Genomic DNA, 16,452 nt, shown 5'->3' with positions numbered 1-16,452 from the left:
CGCGAAGTCGAGTCGCTACTCGACGTCGATTGCGGCGGAGTCCTCGGCGCGGTCGAACGTGACCTGCAGGACGCCGTTGTTGAAGGTGGCCGATGCGGAGTGCTCGTCGACGCGGGCCGGGAGGCGGATGCGTTCGTCGTACTCGCGGCGGTCACCGGCGGCGCTGATAGTCAGCGTCTCACCGTCGCACTTGAGGTCGATAGCGTCTTTGTCGACGCCCGGGAGGTCCGCGACGAGTCGGAGTGTAGAGCCCTCATCGTACACGTCGATGTGGGTCTCGGAGGCGAATCCGGCGTCGCCTCCGGTCATGTCGTTCATCATCCGTTCGATTTCGTCGAAGATGTTGTCGAACGGGTCGTCGCGGTCGTCTCTGACCATGGGGGCCGCTATGAAATCGGAGGATAAAACGTTTCTGCCTGTGACAGTCACCTGGCAGCGAATCGCCAGTATTCGGCCGCGAGCGACCGTCTACGGACAGACAGTGCGTCCCCGTTCGGGCGTGTCAATTCTCGTCCGTGTCTGATTGGTTGTGTTTGTTTCTGTGTCAATATTGATTGCTGATGAAAGGTAACGTTCGATTCAGTCGGATTTACCGAAACAGATATACTCTTGCGCCCGGCATATCAATACGGATACTACTCGAACATGAGTGAAAAATCCTACCTCAGCGCGGGCGAGAACGTGGATGAATCGGACGTGGTGCGGGTGGCACTCAACGGCTTCGGCCGCATCGGCCGAAACATCTTCCGTGCCGTCCTCGACAACCCGAAGGTCGAACTGGTCGCCATCAACGACGTCATGGACTTCGACGACATGGCGTACCTCGCGAAGTACGACTCCGTCATGGGCCGACTCGACGGCGTCGAGCGCGACGGCGATTCGCTGTCCATCGGCGGCACCTCGGTGAGCCTCTACAACGTCCAGTCCCCCGCGGAGCTTCCGTGGGGCGAACTCGACGTGGACGTGGCGCTCGAATGTACGGGCATCTTCCGCACGAAGGAAGACGCCTCCGCACACCTCGAAGCGGGCGCGGACAAGGTCGTCATCTCCGCGCCGCCGAAGGGCGACGAGCCGGTCAAGCAGATCGTCTACGGCGTCAACCACGACGAGTACGACGGCGAGGACATCGTCTCGAACGCCTCCTGTACGACCAACTCCGTCACGCCGGTCGCGAAGGTGCTCGACGAGGAGTTCGGCATCGAGAACGGTCTCCTGACGACCGTCCACGCCTATACGGGCAGCCAGAACCTCATCGACAGCCCCCACGCGAAGCAGCGCCGCGGGCGCGCCGCCGCCGAGAACATCGTCCCGACGACGACCGGCGCGGCGCAGGCGGCCACCGAGATTCTGCCCCAGCTCGACGGCAAGCTCGACGGCATGGCGATTCGCGTCCCCGTGCCGAACGGCTCGCTCACCGAGCTCGTCGTCCGTCTCGAAGACAAGCCCTCCGTCGAGGAGATCAACGACGCCTTCCGCGCCGCGGCCGACTCCGGCCCGCTCGCGGGCGTCCTCGGCTACACGGACGACGAAGTCACCTCGCGTGACATTCTCGGCCTGCCGTTCTCCAGCACCGTCGACCTCAACACGACCAACCAGGTCAACGACGGCGGCCTCTACAAGATACTGACGTGGTACGACAACGAGTACGGCTTCTCCAACCGGATGCTCGACGTCGCCCACTTCGTCACCCACCAGTAGACGCCCCCACGAATCGCCCGCCCTTTCAGCGCGACTTACCCACCACTAAGTAATTCCTCTACGTTCTTCCACCCGATGTTCAAGACCCTCGATGACCTCGACCCGGAGCAGCGCGTACTCGTCCGACTCGACCTCAATTCGCCGGTCGAAGACGGCGAGGTCCAAGACAACCGACGGTTCGACCGCCACGCGGAGACCGTCCGCGAACTCGCCGAGGCCGGCCACCGCGTCGTCCTCATGGCCCACCAGGGCCGTCCCGGCGACGACGACTTCGTCTCGCTCGAACAGCACGCCGACATCCTCGGGAGCCACATCGACCGCGACGTGGGATTCGTCCCCGACACGTACGGCGACGCGGCCATCGCCGCCATCGACGCGCTCGAAGCCGGCGAGGTGCTTCTCCTCGAAAACACGCGGATGTGCGACGAGGAACTCCCCGAGGAGGACCCCGAGGTCAAGGCCGACACCGAGTTCGTCCGAACCCTCGCCGAGCACGTCGACGCCTACGTCAACGACGCCTACTCGGCGGCCCACCGCTCGCACGCTTCGCTGGTCGGCTTCCCGCTCGTGCTCCCCGCCTACGCGGGCCGCGTGATGCAGACCGAGTACGAGGCGAACTCCTCCATCGCCACCCGCGAGTTCGACGGACAGGTGACGATGGTCGTCGGCGGGACGAAGGCCACCGACGTCATCGACGTCATGAACAACCTCGGCGACAAGGTCGACCAGTTCCTCTTAGGCGGCATCGCCGGCGAACTGTTCCTCCGCGCCGCCGGCAACGACGTTGGCTTCGACCTCGAGGGCATGGACTTCTTCGACGACCAGTGGGAGACCAATCGCGAGACCATCGAGTCGCTGCTCGACGAGCGCGGCGACCAGATTAAGCTCGCCGTCGACCTCGCCTACGAGGACGAGACCGACGACCGCGGCGAAATCGCGGTCGCCAACATCACGGAGAAGGACCGCGCCTACCTCGACGTTGGCTCGATGACGGTCGACGAGTACGACCCCATCATCCGCGACTCCGAGGCCGTCTTCGTGAAGGGCGCGCTCGGCCTGTTCGAAGACGAGCGCTTCGCGGTCGGCACGACCGGCGTCCTCCGCGCCATCGCCGAGACCGACTGCTTCTCCGTCGTCGGCGGCGGCGACACCTCCCGCGCCATCGAGATGTACGGCATGGACGAGGACGACTTCGGCCACGTCTCCATCGCCGGCGGCGCGTACATCCGCGCGCTGACCGGCGCGCCGCTCGCCGGAATCGAGGCGCTGACGCAGGACTGAAGCCGCGTAGCGTCACCCGTCTCTCTTCTCGGCGAACACGCCAGCCGCGCCATCGACGAGAATCGCGACGCCGCCCGCGAAGACCAACAGCGTGAGGAGTCCGCCGACGGCGTTGTCGTCGGGGAAACTTCCCGAGGCGCGAACCGCCAGCGTCCACCCGGCGCTGAACGCCGCGTAGCCCGCCATCGCCGCGCCGACGGCGACGTTCGTTCCGCCACCGAGCGTCACGCTGAGCGCCGGCAACCCGACTGCCCCGGCGTCGTCGGCGGTCTCGGCGGAGCCGTCAGTCTCGCTCGCGTCGCCGTCGGTGCCGTCTCGTTCTGACACGCCCCGAACGGGGACCGCGCGGGCCATAAGTGTCACCCAACGTTGATAGCCGACGCCGCCGAACCGACGCGCATGAAACTCGGCGTCGTCTCCGACACGCACGACAACCTCGATTACGTCGAAGCCGCGGTCTCGCACTTCGAATCTGAGGGCGTGGACGCGGTCGTCCACTGCGGCGACATCGTCGCGCCCTTCTCGGCTGCGCCGTTCGACGCGGACTTCGACTTCCACGCCGTCCGCGGCAACAACGACGGCGAGTGGGCGCTCCGCGAGGCGGTGGAATCGTTCGGCACCTACCACGGTGACTTCGCACACCTGACGCTCGGCGGCCAAGAGATAGCGGTCTACCACGGCACCGAGGCCGGACTGGTCGACGCGCTCGTCGAGTCCGAAACGTACGATTTCGTCCTGCGCGGCCACACCCACGAGAGCGTGGTCGAACACCGCGGGGCGACGACGCACATCAACCCCGGCGGCCTGCCGATTCCCGGCGCGGACGACGAGTTCCACGTCGCCGTCGTGGACCTCGACACCGGGAACGTGGCGTCGCGGTCGCTCTGAGCGTCAAGCGAGTGGGCGGCCCGTTCAACGCCTATTATTAGCGGTTTGTTGTGTGAAACAGCCGCTCAGTAGAGAGCGCGAATTCAGCAGTTGGCCCGAGCCACGAGCAAGGTTCTTCACCGCTTCGTGTCAAGCGCAAATTGCGATAATGTGGCTCTGTTGAAATCCTTCAGCGTTGACATTGCAGAGAGCGCTCTTTCTGGCTAGTTTCCGTGAATCACAGTGAAAACTAGTCTCTCAACAAATCGCAAGACGGCAAGAGGGTTTCAACAGAGCCGATAATGTTCAATTTCATCTGGCAAAGCACTCTCTTCAGCGTTCGTCGATTGATTTTCTGTCTAGTCATCACCGTCTTTGTCGTGGCTACTGACGTACTCTTCATCCACCTCAAAGACATCCAGACGGCTGCTGACTTTGCTACCGAGGTCGTAATCTACACGCTCGGGTTCTATGGTGGCTTCACAATCATGGCCTTGTTCAACCAGCCCAGCGATAACCAGTAGTTGACCGACTTGCGCTCTGTACTGACCGGACAGAGTCAGAATACACCTCCCGCTAAGGATTCCAAGGAGCCGAGTGGGTGGAAAAGCCGCGACCGCACCGAGCCGTACCAAACCGAACCGCACCCCACCGAACTGAGCAGTCGATTCGCGACTAGTCGTCGGCGAACTCCGCGCGCGCCTGCTCAGCGAATCCGGACGGACTACCGGAGATACCGATACCGAGCGTCTGGTCCGTGAGTTCCATGCTCGTCTGCTGGTCTTCGGTGTCGAACATCGCGCGGATAGCGTCGACGTTCTCGGGAATCACGTCGGACTGCTGGTGGATGGCCTGGAACAGATAGAGGTCGCGGCCGTTGACGCCGATGGACTCGCCCCACACGCAGTTCTCCCACATGTCGCCGCGCGGGCGGCCCGCGTCGAGCGCGAAGTCCATGAGCTTGCCCGCGCCGTCGATGCCCATCCCCTCCGGGATGACGTAGACGCGGTTCTCGCCTTCGAGCAGTTGTCGGACGTGCGCGCCGGTCACGTCGTCTTCGAGCGTGACGTTGAGCGCGTGGACGTGCATCAGCGTCGCCGGGACCTTCAGCCCGAGCGTGTCGATTTCGAGGTCCGGGAAGATGGTCTTCACGTCGGGGCCGTGGTGCGAGGGAATCTTGATGGGGTTCGGGAGAATGTCGTTTATCGGCCCGCGGGAGTTCTGACCGGGGTCGCCGCCGCGGCGGACGAGCGTCGCCCGGACCTTCTCGACGCCGTACTCGGCTTCGAGCGGCGCGATGATGCGCGAGAGACCGGTCGTGTTACAGGAGACGACGCGGACGTAGTCGGCGTCGCGGGCGGCGTCGAAGTTGGCCCGCGCGTTGAAGCTCACGTCGGCCACGTCGGCGTCTTCGCCGCCCTGGAAGATGGCGGGCGTGTGGTGCGTCTCGTACAGTTCGCGGTTCTCTGCGCCGATGCCCGACGGCGTGCAGTCGACGATGATGTCCGCCTTGGCAACCAGTTCGTCCACCTCGCCGGCGAGGTCGACGCCGGCCTCGGAGAACAGCGGCGAGCGTTCGGGAATCGCGGCGTACATCGGGTAGCCGCGTTCGCCCGCGGTGTGCGCTTCGAAGTTGGGCTGGGTCTTGGCCACGCCGATGAGTTCCATGTCGGGCTGCGCATCGACCGCGTCGGCGACGCGCTTTCCGATTGTGCCGTAGCCGTTGACACCCACTCGTATCATGGGTGACAAACGACCGGGGCCGACTATAGTTATTTCGATGGTTAATACTTAGAAATTAACTCTCGGGCGAGTGAGTCCCTCGATTACCTCCGAGGCGAGTGAAACCGCCGATTCGGGGCGGCGGGGCGGGAACCGAACGCGAGGGGGCAGATGGGAACGCCTAACAGCGCCGCCGGCGCAGGTTCCCCCATGCCCGAATCCGACGCAGACCTCCGCGCCGCCAGCGAGACGGCGGTCCGCCAGTGTCTCGACCTCCAGCCCGACGAGTCGCTCGTCGTCGTCACCGACGACAAACGCGAGCGCATCGGCGAGGCGCTCTACGAGGTCGCCAGCGAGGTGACCGACGACGCCACAATCGTCCGCTACCCGCCGGGCAACCAACACGGCGAGGAGCCGCCCGCGCCGGTCGCCGCCGCGATGCGGTCCTGTGACGCCTTCCTCGCGCCGACGACGAAGAGCCTGAGCCACACCCGCGCCCGCGGCGACGCCTGCGACGCCGGCGCTCGCGGCGCGACGCTTCCGGGAATCACCGAGGAAGTGTTCGTCACCGGCCTCGACGCCGACTACGACGCCATCTACGACCACAGCGCGGCGATGCTCGACGCCGTCGGCGACGCCGACGAACTCCGCGTCACGACCGAGAAGGGCACGGACATCACGTTCGTCCGCGGCGACCGCGAGTGGCTCGCCGACACCGGCGCAATCGCAGACGCCGGCTCGTTCTCGAACCTCCCCGCGGGCGAAATCTTCCTCAGCCCCGCGTCCGCGACGGGCACCTACGTCGTCGACGGGACGATGATGCCCCACGGCCTCCTCGACGAGGGACAGGAACTCCGCTTCGAGGTCGAAGACGGCTACGTCACCGAGATTTCCGACGACGACATTCGCGAGCAGGTCGAGGCCGCCGCAGAGGAAGTCGGTCGGGACGCCTACAACCTCGCCGAAATCGGCATCGGAACCAACGTCGGCGTGACCGACCTCGTCGGCTCCGTCCTGCTCGACGAGAAGGCCGCGGGCACGGTCCACATCGCCATCGGCGACGACGCCGGCATCGGCGGCGACACCGACGCGCCGCTCCACCTCGACGGCATCATCCGCGAGCCGACGGTGTACGCCGACGGCGAGGAAGTCGACCTGCCGCAGCCCTGAGCGGGTTCGCGCCGCGACCGCGGCCGGCCGTTCGGTTCGCCGAACGGGCGTCCTGCCACCGACTCTCACGCCGAAACGGAGAAAGGCGGCTTTTTACGGCCTGATGGGCTAGCGACCCGTATGAGCCTACCCGACGCCGGCGAGCGCGTCCCCCTCTCCTGTCCGACGTGTTCGCCCGACGAACCCACCGTTCACGAGGTGCTGAAGCCCGGCGGTCACTCGACCGTCCGGTGTACCGAATGCAGCCACGTCCACAAGGAGAACGTCGAGATTCCCGACGAAACCGAGATGAACGTCGTGGTCTCGCAGGACGGCGACTCCGTCTCGACCGAAGTGCCCGTGCCGGTCGGCACGACCATCGAGGTCGGCGACGAGTTCATCGTCGACACGCCCGAGGCGATTCAGCTCGTGCGCATCACGGGCATCGAAGTCGGCCCCGAACAGCGTGCCGACGAGGCCGAAGTCGCGGACGTGAAGACCGTCTGGACCCGCGTCGTCGACAACGTCGCGGTCAACGTCACCATCCACCCGAAGGACGGCAAGCGCGAGGACACCCGCAGCGTCACCGTCAACGTCCCCGGCGACTACGAGTTCGTCGTCGGCGAGACGGAGGCGTTCGGCGACGAGGAGGTCGAAATCGAAGGACTCGTCGTCCGCTCGGACGCCCCGGAGTACCGCCACGGCAAGCTCGACCACCCCGGCGACATGGTGTACGCGAAGGACGCGAAACGCGTCTACGCCCGCGACCAGAGCTCGGCGGCGTGGTCGGCCTGGTAAGACGGAACCGAGCCACTCCGACCCGCCGACGAGCCGTTCCGCCCGCCCAACACACGACCTTTTGTCTCCCGACCCGTCGGTGCGACCATGCCTACCCGCGACCGGTCGCAGTCGTCGGTCGAATCGCTCGCGCTCCTATGGGCCGCCCGCGAGAGCGGGGTCATCGACGCGCTCACGACGAGCGCCGGCACCGCCGAGGCCGTGGCCGAGACCGCCGGTATCGACCCCCGAGCCGCCCGCATCACCGTCGAGGCGCTGGCCGCGATGGGCTTCATCAAACGCGTCGGCGACGAGTACGAGATAACCAACCGCGCGCTCGGCTTCCTCGCCAAGCGCGACGTTCGCTCCATCGGTCGCCTCCCGCACGCGCTCGACCGCTTTTCGCTCTCCGCCGACCTCCCGGAGACGATGGCGTGCGGGGAGTCGCCCGCGTTCCCGGACGACTGGCTTCGGAACCGGCTCGGCGCGCACGACGCCGCCGAGGAGTCGGTCGTCCGCGCCTGCGTGACCGCCGCGGTCCGCGAGGCCCCCGACGCGACGCGCGTCCTCGACCTCGGCGGCGCGTCGGGCGTCTTCGCCCGCGAGTTCGTCGCCCGCGGCCGCGACGTGACGCTCGTCGACGACGCGGACACCGTTGAGGTCGTCCGACCGCTCCTCTCGCGCGCCGGCGTGGACCTCGTCGCGGGCGACCCGACCGACCCGCCGGCGTCGGGATTCAGCCTCGTCTTCGCCGGCGACGCCTTCGCCGGGCGCGACCCGGACGGCGCACGAGCGCTCGTCGCTGGCGCGCACGACGCCCTCGAACCCGGCGGTGCGGCGGTGTTCGTCGATAGTCTCCACGGGCGCTGTCCGACCGAGGCGACCGCGGGGCGGGCGGTGGACGCGCTCGCCACCGGTCGCGGCGACCTCCACGACGAGCCGACGGTTCGCTCGTGGGTCGAATCGGCCGGATTCGGCGGCTGTACGGTCCGAGACGTGCCGGGGACCGACATGCAGGCGGTCGTCGGCGAGCGTGCGGTTGATTAGGACCGACCTCCGAGTTCGGCTATGGACAACTCGGTGCTGCGCGACGACATGGTCGACGGCCTGGAGCACTCGCTGGAGTCGCTCCCGGAGGCCGTCTCCATCGCCATGCGCAGCGTCCCGCGACACGAGTTCGTCACCGACTCGCCGTATCAGAACCGCCCGACCGAGCACCGCGACACGAACACGACCATCCTCGCGCCGACGACGGTCGCGCGCCTCCTCTCCGCGCTCGACCCCCAGCCGGACGACGAGGTGCTCGTCGTCGGCGCGGGCGTCGGCTACACCGCCGCAGTCCTCGCCGAAATCGTCGGCGACGCTCACGTCCACGCGGTCGACATCACGCGCTCGCTCGTCTACGAGGCGCGCGAGAATCTCCAGCGCGCCGGCTACGGCGGCGTCCTCGTGGACTGCCGCGACGGCGCGGAGGGGCTGGCCGACTACGCGCCCTTCGACCGCATCCTCGTCGAGGCCTCGGCGGTCCGCCCGCCCGCGCGACTCCTCGCGCAACTCGCCGACGACGGCCGACTCGTCATGCCGAAAGGCGTCGGCGAGCAGACGCTCGTCGCCGTCGAGGACGGCGAGGTGGCCGAATCGTTCGGCCCGCTGTCGTTCAAACCGCTGCTCGTGGACGGCGAGCAGACGGGGAGCATCGTCAGAAACCGGACGCGACGCGAGGACCCCGAGTACGAGGGCCGGGGCTGGCACGCCGGCCACGGCTGGGAACAAGACTGGATAGACTGGGGCGGTCGCGGGTAGAGTGAGGCGAAAGCGGGACGCTCCGACGCGTCGGCCGGCGCGACAGTCACGCTTCTCCGGGCGCGGGAATCACCAACCTACGATTTAGCTACGGAGCGCGTAGTTAGAGCCGGTGAATTAACCATGGAAAAGAACGTCGGCGGCTACGACCGTATCGCGCGCGCCGTCCTCGGACCGGTGCTCATCGTCGTCGGGGCGGCGAGCCTCGCGGGCTTCCTGACCATCGCGGCCGGAACCCTCGGACTCGTCGTCGCGGTTGCGGCGCTCCTCGTCGGGGCTGTCCTCGCGACCACGGCGGTCACCCAGAAGTGCCCGCTGAACGACCTGCTGGGCTTCAACACCTACGAGGGCGCGAAGACGACCGAGACCGAATCCGCGGGCAAGCCCCGCGTGCAATAATCATTTTCGAGTGGGCCGCGAGTGTCGCCCCGTGTTTCGATGTGTGAACCACGCAAGCGGACGCCTCGCAGCCAGACCCTATTATCAAAACAGATATCCCGCGGGAAACACCTTTCTCGCCCCTCCCGAGACCAGGAGTAGCGATGACGCCACCACTCCCGACGCGGGAACAGCTCCCGGACGACCTCCTCGAACGGGCCAACTGGGTCGGGTGGCGAACACAGACGCGCAGTGGAGCGGAAACGACGGTTCTGAAGGACGCGACCGGCGGGCCCGCGTCGGTGACCGACCCTTCGACGTGGACGACGTTCGACGAAGCGCTCGCGTCCGCGCGGGACGGCCCCACCGACGGGGTCGGGTACGTTTTCACCGACGACGACCCGTTCGTCGTCGTCGACATCGGCGAGTGCCGCGACAGCGAGACCGGCGCGACCGAGCGCTGGGCGTGGGAACTCGTCGACCGCCTCGACTCCCGCACGGAGGTAACGCCCTCGAGGACGGGGTATCGCGTCCTCGTCCGCGGGACGCTTCCGTCGGGGGGCGACCGAACCGGGAACCTCGAACTCTCGGACGGTGCGGGCTTTTTCCCCGTGACCGGCGACCGTCTCGAGGGCACGTCCGCGGCGATTGCCGAGCGGAGCGACGTGCTCGCGGCGATTCACGGCGCGTACTTCGAAGCCGACCCGGAACCCTCGCCGACCCCGGCGGTCGAGTCGGTCGCTCCGGATTCGCCCGAAACGCCCGTCGACGCACGTCTCGACGAGGTGAGCGGTCCGAGCAACGACCTCGCGGACGACGAGGTTATCGACCGCGCTTCGACCGCCGTGAACGGCGTGAAGTTCACCCATCTGTGGCGGGGAGACACGAGCGGCTACGACGACCGCGACGAGGCTGACGCGGCGCTGTGTTCGATTCTCGCGTTCTGGACGGCCGGCGACGCGCGCCAGATGTGCCGCCTGTTTCGGGACTGCGGGCTCTTTCGGCCGAAGTGGGACGAGGTGGCGCACGCGGACGGGTCGACCTACGGCGCGAAGACGGTCCACCGCGCGATTCGAGAGACGAGCGAGTTCTACGACCCGTCCGGCTGGTCGAGCGCGGTTCGGCCCGCGGCGACGCCCACGGACGAGGACCGACGGGGTGACAGCCGGTCCGACAGCGCGCTCGACGGACAGTCCGACGACCCGGGGAGTGAACCGCGGGGACCGCCGCCGACCACCGCGTCGCCGGTCGGCGAGCGCGAAGCGTTCGACCGCTTCAGCGAGCTCCGGGCGCGGCTCGACGAGGCTGTCGACGAGAACCAGCGACTCCGCGACGAGCTCGACGCGGAGCGCGAGCGACGACGCGACCTCGAAGCCCGGAGACGCGGCGGCGGGGACGGAGAGAGAGACGAAAAAGCGGGGCGCGGGTGGTCGCTGTTCGACTGGCTTCGGTCGTGAGCGACGCTACGTTAGCTGTGTTCTGAGCGAATTCACGATTTGAGTCCGCTTCCGGTGAGCGGTACGACCACGTCGGCGTCGCGGTCGAGGACGCCCGAGAGCCGCAGTTCGCGGAGCGCCGCGGGCGCGACGGCGCAGGTCGGTTCCGTGTAGAAGCCGTGGCGATGGAGCCTGTCGAGTTCGTCTTCGACCGCGTCGGACGAGAGCGCGATGGCGTCACCGCCGGTGTCGTCGAGCGCCTCGTGAATCTCGGCCTCGCGGACGGGGTCGAGAATCTGGATGCCGTCGGCCACGTCGTTCGTCTCGTCGGGCGTGTGGTGGCGGGCGTCGGCGATGGGCGAGTAGCCGGCGGCCTGCGCGCCGTACAGTTCGGGTATCCGGTCGGTCCAGCCCGCTTCGTAGAGCGCACGGAAGCCGCGGTACGCGCCGAGGAAGAGCGTCCCGTGGCCGAGCGGCGTGACGACCGCGTCGGGAACCGACCAGTCGCGCTGGGCGGCGATTTCGTAGGCGACGGTGGCCGTCCCCGAGAAGAAGGCGGGGTTCCACGCGTGGCTCGCGTACCACGCGTCGTCGGCCTCGACGGCCTCGACGCAGGCGTCGGTCACGTCCTGTCGAGTGCCTTCGATGCGGACCGGTTTGGCGCCGGCGCGCTCGATGGCGCGGACCTTCGAGGGCTTGACCGACGCGGGCACGTAGATCTCGGCGTCGATGCCGGCGCGGGCGGCGTAGGTCGCGACGGCGGCCCCCGCGTTGCCCGACGAGTCCTCGACGACGCGCTCGACGCCGAGTTCGGAGGCGAGAGAGAGCATCGTCGTCGCGCCGCGGTCCTTGAACGAACCGGAGGGAAAGACGTACTCCAGTTTGAACGAGGCCTCCCACTCGGCGGCGTCGACGAGGGGCGTCATCCCCTCGCCGAGGGTCGCGTGCGGCTCGGTCGGAAGGAACTCGTCGAACGCCCAGAGCCCGTCGCGGTAGTCGAGGTCGGCGTCGCCGGGGGCGGCCGCCGACGGCGTCGGGTCGGACGCGAAGTCCAGCGGCTCGCCGCAGGTGCAGCGCCAGCGCCACGCGTCGTACGTCTCGCCGCAGGCGTCGCACGCGAGCCGGAGCCGAGCGGGGAGGTCGTGTGATGTCGTCATGGGAAGTGAGGTGGGTGTGGGGTGGGTGTAGGGTGGGTGTGAGGTGGTTCGGGTGAAGTGAGCCAGCAGTCAGTACGTGTCGAGGTCGATGCCGACCGAGCAGACGTACTCGCCGGAGGCGACCTGCGGGAGGCGGCGCGCCCGCCAGAAGATGCCGTCGTGGTCGGCGGTGACGCGGGCTTTGAGCTTCCCGAACACGTCCGTCACTTCGAACACCACGTCGCCGGCGGAGACCCGCTCGCCGAGGTCGCGCTTGAACCGGACGAGGCCGCCGACCGGCGAACCGTACTGGTCGAAGCCGCGGGCGCGGGTCTGGGCTTCGAGCTCCACGTCGCCGTCGAGGAAGTCGTAGCCGCGGAGGACGTTGTAGACGCCGCGGACGCCCTTCTCGATGCTCTCTTCGTCCCAGCCGACACAGCCGCCGAGTTCGGGGTCGATAGTCGGGATGCCGGCGTCCGGGCCGGCGCGGGCGAGCTGGCCGTCGGGGCCCTTCTGGTCGAGGACGTAGCCGCAACCGAACGTCTTGGCGAGTCGGAGGCACTTGGCGTGCATCCGGTGGTGACGGCCGCAGCGGACGCGGACCTCGTCTATCATCTGGCTCGTCGAGCCTTGGTGGAGGTCGACGATGAGGTCGGCGTCGCGGGCGGCGGCGAACGTCGCGGCCGCGGTGCGCTCCGAGGAGGTGCCGCGCTCGTCGCCGGGGTACGCCCGGTTCATCTTCGTGTCGTCTATCGGGTTGCGGTGCTGTGCGACCTGAAAGGCGTGGTAGTTGACGATGCCGACGACGAGAATCGTGCCGGAAATCTCCGCGGGGTCGAGCTGCGGGACGACCCGCTGGATGACGCCGACGCCGTTGAGTTCGTCTCCGTCCGAGGCCGCCTGCATGTAGAGCGTCTTGCCCGACGACGCGCCGTTGATGACGGCGACGGGTAGGCCGACGCTCCCGCCGTCGCGGGACTCGCCGACTTCGAGACGGCCCACGTCCATCTCCCCGGGGGCCGCACTCGCCGTTCCCAAGGTAATCATATCGCCAACCTCGGACCCGCCTCCCTTTAGGGGTTCGGTCCGCTGACCCCCCGAGGAAAGCGTTGCCGCTATGGTCTCGCGGCCGCTACCGGCGACCGTGACAGACGACGTTCCCGAACGGCCGCCGACGGGGGGACTGGTACAGGCGCTGGACGTGCCACGAAACGCCGCTATCGGGGCGGCCGTCGGCCTCGCGTTGGCCGTCGTCGCCTACCTCTTTCGGGTCCTCGAACTGTTCGGCCCGTTCGCCGGCACCCGCGAGTATCCGATACTCGGCCCCGAGGGCTGGTTCCTCATCCTCGCGTTCGTCCTCGCCTCCGCGACGGCGCTGCTCGTCGCGACAGTGCTCACGCTCGTCTCGGCGTATCGACTGAGTAAAACGCTCTGAGCCGTCGGTTCGGTCGGTTCCGACAGTTCGTCCTCGGCCTACTCGTCGAACTCGCGCTCGTCGCCGACGAGTTCGCCCAGTCGCTCCGCGCCGGCTCTGGTCCCTTTCGCGATGATGAGGTCGCCGCCGTGGAGCCGCGTTTCCGACCCCGGCGAGACGACCCACTCGCGGCCGCCGGCCCGGCGGACCGCGATGACGCGCATCCCCGTCTCGGTCTTGACGCGCCGGTCGCCGAGGGTCGCCTCCGCGAGGTCGCTCCGGGGGGCGACCCGCAGGCGGATGATGACCTCGTCGGACTCCTTGACCGCGGCGGCGACGACCGGGTGGGCGTCGATGCCGCGGAGGACGCCCTCGGCGATTTCGAGCGCGGCGTCGGAAATCATCTCGGTCGCGCCCGCGAGTTGGACGAGTCCGCGGAGCGAGACAGGGTCTTCGACGCGGCTCGCCGCGCGGAGCGTCCACGCCTCGAACCGGGACTTGAGCGCGTCCACCTCGGCTTCGAGCTCCTCGACCTCCTCGGCGACGCCCTCGCTGTCGAACAGCACCGCGCCGTAGGCGAGGTCGACCGCGAGTTCGCTCATGTCTTTCATCAGGACGATGGAGTCGACGGCGCGTTCGAGGTCCTCGATGGTCGACTCCGGCACGTCCGGCGGGTCGTACCGGAGGCCCGTGGCGGCCTCGTGGACGGTCTGAAGGCCGTCGTCGCGGCCGCGGAGGAGGAGCACGTCGTCGGCGCGGAGCGCGGTCTCGTGGTCGGGGTTCGTCACCCACTCGCCGGCGCGGTGGATGGCGACGACGCGGACGCCCGTCTCGGTCTCCATGTTGATGTCGCCGAGCGTGCGACCCGCGTACGGCGACTCGTCGGTGAGTTCGCACCGGATCGTCGTCTCGACCGCCTCCGGAAGCGCCGCGCGGATGGCGTCCGGGAGGCCGATGTCCTCGATGACGACCTTGGCGATGTCGCCCGCGGCGTCCGAAATCTTCTCCGCCGCGCCGACGACGCCGAGGACGGGAGCGAGTTCCTCCGCGTCTTCGGGGCTGCGGGCGGCCATCATCAGGCTCATGCGCGCCTGTAGTTGGAGGATGTCCATCCGCTCTTCGAGGTCGAGAACCTCGGCCGCGAGGTCCTCGTTGCCGTGGAGGACGGCGGAGTACGAGAGGTCGATGAGTAACTCCGCGGTGTCTTTCATCTCGGCGAGGACGGCCTTGACGCTGACAGGCTCGTACTCGATGTCCTCCGGATTCATGCGCCCGCCTTCACGACGGGACGGCAAAAGGCTTGCCAGGAGTAGTGGTGCCACCGTAGTTCGAGAGAACTACGTCGCCGGCGCATATGACTTCGTGGGTCGCCAGAACGGCGCGCGCGGCGCTCTCGGGAGCCCCCGTATAAGGGGACCAAAAATAACGACAATTGTCGAACACTATTTTAGACACCGACTTCCCACGAAATCGGCAGACGGGGCTGCCGTTGTATGTGTATGGCGGTCGATAACATATGAGTGAAAACGATAACGCTTTTTTGATATGGTAGGCAACGTTCTGGGTATGTCAGGCGAACTGAAGCGGGGGCTGGAAGGTGTGCTGGTCACCGAATCGAAACTCAGCTTCATCGACGGCGACGCGGGACAACTCGTTTACTGCGGTTACGACATCGAAGACCTCGCACGGGACGCAAGTTACGAGGAAGTACTCTATCTCCTGTGGCACGGAGCGCTTCCGACGGGCGAGGAACTCGACGCGTTCTCCGACGAGCTCGCGGCCCACCGCGACCTCAACGACGGCGTCCTCGACGTGGCACGCGAACTCGCCGAACAGAACGAGTCGCCGATGGCGGCGCTCCGAACGCTCGTCTCGGCGATGTCGGCGTACGACGAAAACGCCGACTTCGAGGACGTGACCGACCGCGAGGTCAACCTCGAGAAGGCAAAGCGCATCACGGCGAAGATGCCGTCGGTGCTCGCGGCCTACGCCCGCTTCCGTCGCGGCGACGACTACGTCGAACCCGACGAGAGCCTGAATCACGCGGCGAACTTCCTCTACATGCTCAACGGCGAGGAGCCGAACGAGGTGCTCGCCGAGACGTTCGACATGGCGCTCGTGCTCCACGCCGACCACGGACTGAACGCCTCGACCTTCTCCGCGATGGTCACGTCCTCGACGCTCTCTGACCTCTACAGCGCAGTCACGTCCGCAATCGGCACGCTCTCGGGGTCGCTCCACGGCGGCGCGAACGCGAACGTCATGCGGATGCTGAAGGACGTCGACGACAGCGACATGGACCCGACCGAGTGGGTCAAAGACGCCCTCGACCGCGGCGAGCGCGTCGCCGGGTTCGGCCACCGCGTCTACAACGTCAAGGACCCCCGCGCGAAGATTCTCGGCGCGAAGTCCGAGGCGCTCGGCGAGGCCGCCGGCGACATGAAGTGGTACGAGATGTCGGTCGCCATCGAGGAGTACATCGGCGAGGAGAAGGGCCTCGCGCCGAACGTGGACTTCTACTCCGCGTCGACGTACTACCAGATGGGCATCCCCATCGACCTCTACACTCCCATCTTCGCCGTCTCGCGCGCCGGCGGCTGGATTGCGCACGTCCTCGAACAGTACGAGGACAACCGCCTCATCCGGCCCCGCGCCCGCTACACTGGCGAGAAGGGTCTCGACTTCCCGTCGGTCGACGAGCGATAGGCAGCGAGTCAACGAGTCGCACGCGACTTTTTCCCGTTCCCCGTCTCCCGGAGCGACGCGTCGTCCCCCGCGGTCGCCCCGTTCC

Annotated in this window: 18 protein-coding genes; 12 read left to right on the top strand and 6 right to left on the bottom strand. The window is 67.5% G+C overall.

What is annotated here, in order from left to right:
• Positions 1–15: 15 nt before the first annotated feature.
• Entirely contained in the window at positions 16–378 is a 363-nt protein-coding gene (locus C5B91_RS00910; RefSeq protein WP_004970480.1) for an Hsp20/alpha crystallin family protein, read from the bottom strand.
• Positions 379–645: 267 nt separating this feature from the next.
• On the opposite strand from C5B91_RS00910, the gene gap reads away from it, so the two are divergent.
• Together gap and C5B91_RS00900 are read left to right on the top strand one after the other, a co-directional pair.
• Positions 646–1,698, top strand: coding sequence for a type I glyceraldehyde-3-phosphate dehydrogenase (gap, locus tag C5B91_RS00905; RefSeq protein ID WP_004044440.1), 1,053 nt, complete (start codon positions 646–648; stop codon positions 1,696–1,698).
• A gap of 75 nt (positions 1,699–1,773) precedes the next feature.
• Positions 1,774–2,979, top strand: a complete 1,206-nt coding sequence (locus C5B91_RS00900; protein WP_115818965.1) for a phosphoglycerate kinase — start codon at positions 1,774–1,776, stop codon at positions 2,977–2,979.
• A gap of 12 nt (positions 2,980–2,991) precedes the next feature.
• Here the strand turns inward: C5B91_RS00900 and C5B91_RS00895 are convergent, their stop codons facing one another.
• On the bottom strand, positions 2,992–3,306 hold the full coding sequence (locus C5B91_RS00895; protein ID WP_233514178.1) for a hypothetical protein: 315 nt from the start codon (positions 3,304–3,306) through the stop codon (positions 2,992–2,994).
• Between the two features lie 72 nt (positions 3,307–3,378).
• Between C5B91_RS00895 and C5B91_RS00890 the strand changes: the two genes are divergently transcribed.
• Both C5B91_RS00890 and C5B91_RS22600 read left to right on the top strand, forming a co-directional pair.
• Positions 3,379–3,867 carry a metallophosphoesterase gene (locus C5B91_RS00890; protein ID WP_008091706.1) on the top strand — a complete coding sequence of 163 codons (489 nt, stop codon included), beginning with the start codon at positions 3,379–3,381 and terminating at the stop codon, positions 3,865–3,867.
• A 359-nt stretch (positions 3,868–4,226) separates the two neighbouring features.
• Positions 4,227–4,370: a hypothetical protein gene (locus C5B91_RS22600; RefSeq protein ID WP_233514177.1), complete on the top strand. Its 144-nt coding sequence runs from the start codon at positions 4,227–4,229 to the stop codon at positions 4,368–4,370.
• Positions 4,371–4,521: 151 nt separating this feature from the next.
• Here C5B91_RS22600 and C5B91_RS00880 read toward each other — a convergent pair whose 3' ends face one another.
• A complete protein-coding gene (locus C5B91_RS00880) occupies positions 4,522–5,589 on the bottom strand; it encodes a type II glyceraldehyde-3-phosphate dehydrogenase (protein ID WP_049913350.1) in 1,068 nt (355 codons plus the stop codon).
• Positions 5,590–5,778: 189 nt separating this feature from the next.
• Between C5B91_RS00880 and C5B91_RS00875 the strand changes: the two genes are divergently transcribed.
• The 6 genes from C5B91_RS00875 (at position 5,779) to C5B91_RS00850 (ending at position 11,132) form a co-directional block, all read left to right on the top strand.
• Entirely contained in the window at positions 5,779–6,738 is a 960-nt protein-coding gene (locus C5B91_RS00875) for an aminopeptidase (protein ID WP_008091704.1), read from the top strand.
• 120 nt (positions 6,739–6,858) lie between these two features.
• The gene (locus C5B91_RS00870) at positions 6,859–7,515 is read left to right on the top strand and encodes an HVO_0476 family zinc finger protein (protein WP_049968044.1); all 657 of its coding nucleotides are present in this window, start codon (positions 6,859–6,861) and stop codon (positions 7,513–7,515) included.
• A gap of 87 nt (positions 7,516–7,602) precedes the next feature.
• A complete protein-coding gene (locus C5B91_RS00865; RefSeq protein ID WP_115818963.1) occupies positions 7,603–8,541 on the top strand; it encodes a bifunctional 2-polyprenyl-6-hydroxyphenol methylase/3-demethylubiquinol 3-O-methyltransferase UbiG in 939 nt (312 codons plus the stop codon).
• Positions 8,542–8,562: 21 nt separating this feature from the next.
• Positions 8,563–9,297, top strand: a complete 735-nt coding sequence (locus C5B91_RS00860; RefSeq protein WP_004973396.1) for a protein-L-isoaspartate O-methyltransferase — start codon at positions 8,563–8,565, stop codon at positions 9,295–9,297.
• 123 nt (positions 9,298–9,420) lie between these two features.
• Positions 9,421–9,696, top strand: a complete 276-nt coding sequence (locus tag C5B91_RS00855) for a DUF2892 domain-containing protein (RefSeq protein ID WP_049968042.1) — start codon at positions 9,421–9,423, stop codon at positions 9,694–9,696.
• Between the two features lie 143 nt (positions 9,697–9,839).
• On the top strand, positions 9,840–11,132 hold the full coding sequence (locus C5B91_RS00850; RefSeq protein ID WP_115818962.1) for a hypothetical protein: 1,293 nt from the start codon (positions 9,840–9,842) through the stop codon (positions 11,130–11,132).
• Between the two features lie 32 nt (positions 11,133–11,164).
• On the opposite strand, the gene C5B91_RS00845 is transcribed toward C5B91_RS00850, so the two are convergent.
• The gene (locus tag C5B91_RS00845; RefSeq protein ID WP_115818961.1) at positions 11,165–12,268 is read right to left on the bottom strand and encodes a pyridoxal-phosphate dependent enzyme; all 1,104 of its coding nucleotides are present in this window, start codon (positions 12,266–12,268) and stop codon (positions 11,165–11,167) included.
• A gap of 69 nt (positions 12,269–12,337) precedes the next feature.
• Positions 12,338–13,294: a succinylglutamate desuccinylase/aspartoacylase family protein gene (locus C5B91_RS00840; RefSeq protein ID WP_008091694.1), complete on the bottom strand. Its 957-nt coding sequence runs from the start codon at positions 13,292–13,294 to the stop codon at positions 12,338–12,340.
• A 70-nt stretch (positions 13,295–13,364) separates the two neighbouring features.
• Here C5B91_RS00840 and C5B91_RS00835 point away from each other — a divergent pair, with 70 nt between their 5' ends.
• Positions 13,365–13,682 (top strand): hypothetical protein, encoded by a 318-nt coding sequence (locus tag C5B91_RS00835; protein WP_004973404.1) that lies wholly within the window; start codon positions 13,365–13,367, stop codon positions 13,680–13,682.
• A 38-nt stretch (positions 13,683–13,720) separates the two neighbouring features.
• Here C5B91_RS00835 and C5B91_RS00830 read toward each other — a convergent pair whose 3' ends face one another.
• Positions 13,721–14,929 (bottom strand): potassium channel family protein, encoded by a 1,209-nt coding sequence (locus tag C5B91_RS00830; RefSeq protein ID WP_004973407.1) that lies wholly within the window; start codon positions 14,927–14,929, stop codon positions 13,721–13,723.
• Between the two features lie 298 nt (positions 14,930–15,227).
• On the opposite strand from C5B91_RS00830, the gene citZ reads away from it, so the two are divergent.
• Entirely contained in the window at positions 15,228–16,367 is a 1,140-nt protein-coding gene (gene citZ, locus C5B91_RS00825; RefSeq protein ID WP_115818960.1) for a citrate synthase, read from the top strand.
• Positions 16,368–16,452: the final 85 nt, after the last annotated feature.

Source organism: Haloferax sp. Atlit-10N, from assembly GCF_003586325.1.
In the GTDB taxonomy this organism is placed as follows: Archaea; Halobacteriota; Halobacteria; order Halobacteriales; family Haloferacaceae; genus Haloferax; species Haloferax prahovense.
The sequence above is the reverse complement of the archived record's forward strand: the minus strand, read 5'-3'. Positions and strand labels throughout refer to the sequence as shown.